The organism is Methanoculleus sp. MH98A, assembly GCF_000691865.1.
Lineage (GTDB): Archaea > Halobacteriota > Methanomicrobia > Methanomicrobiales > Methanoculleaceae > Methanoculleus.
Map to the genome: position 1 here is coordinate 1 of NZ_JMIO01000231.1, position 1,193 is coordinate 1,193.

General features: G+C 47.7%; 1 protein-coding gene. It reads left to right on the top strand.

All coding sequences use genetic code 11. The features are described from left to right. Positions 1-185 precede the first annotated feature (185 nt). Positions 186-380 (top strand): hypothetical protein, encoded by a 195-nt coding sequence (locus EI28_RS12730; RefSeq protein ID WP_231476856.1) that lies wholly within the window; start codon positions 186-188, stop codon positions 378-380. The last annotated feature ends 813 nt before the right edge of the window (positions 381-1,193 follow it).

Genomic DNA, 1,193 nt, shown 5'->3' on the forward strand with positions numbered 1-1,193 from the left:
TGTATGTGGGTGTCGGGGTTAACGGTTTCAGTTGTTGTGGCTGACAGGTCATGTTTGGATCTCTGGAAGTGTGTAATCTCACAGTGGCCGGCCTCGGCCAGTGGGATCACTATGAACAAAGGCTGGCTATACTCCAAGGCAGAAATCGAGGACTGCTACCAGTGTCGGATCCGCAGCTTACGGTGATGGCCCCAGCGGAGGTGCGGGAGATTCAATCGGAGTTCCGACAACGGATGCAGGCCCACTCGGAGATCCTGACGAGCCTGGTGAGTGAAAACATCCTGTTGAAGAAGGGATTGGAGGTGGTCAAGAAATTGCAGGTTCGGATGGATAGGATATCGATAATAGTTGCCGGGTACGAGATACAAGAGGAAAAGTAGTGACCTGTGAACGATGGCAAATAACTTTCTAATCTTAAGTTACAATTAAATGCATTAACTTCATTCCTGAAGATTTGCCTCAGTTGGCCTGTGGAACCATCTGAGGCGGGTTTCTGATACTCTGGTCTCAGCTCGCTTGGCGGTAGATCACGTAGCGGATCCTGAAGATCCAAAGAATCCGTAACTCAAATTCTCTGTACATGACGTATCTCCTTAGTTTCGTTCGTATGGCTATGCTATCCCTCATGCTGTGGCAATCATCGGGACGATCAATATATAAAGAGTAACGAGTATTTAATTCTTCAAGCGCGACGAGATCATTGTCCATTAGAATGACTTTTCAGAATGACCTGATCCAGTCCGATGGGGTAAGATTTAATAACAATACCTCACAACACTACATCGTCCTTTTGAGTGTTTGTGAGCAAGCATTCAGAGGAACATGTACTATCAGAGTGTCAAAAGCGGTTGAAAAACGCTGGACATGACGTTAGATCCTTAGTTTGTGGAGGGGCTCCCGGGCCTAATCTGTGGTATGGCTTGGGAGCGAACTCCATTATTTCCCTGAAATTTCGCTGTGTTGATACTTGTAGACAGACGGAAACTCAGTATGGTTTTTTTATAACTCAATCTCCCCTCTCCGCCGCATCCTCCATCGTGATAAACGGTAGGTAACCATCCCTGGAAACCCTGACTCTCTGTTCCCACACTCTGCTCCCAATGATTGCAATAGCCATTGGAATGTAGTGCCTCACCGACACGGTTCCCGGCAATCAGCGTTGCGGTGCTGGTCAGGGGACGACCATTTATGGC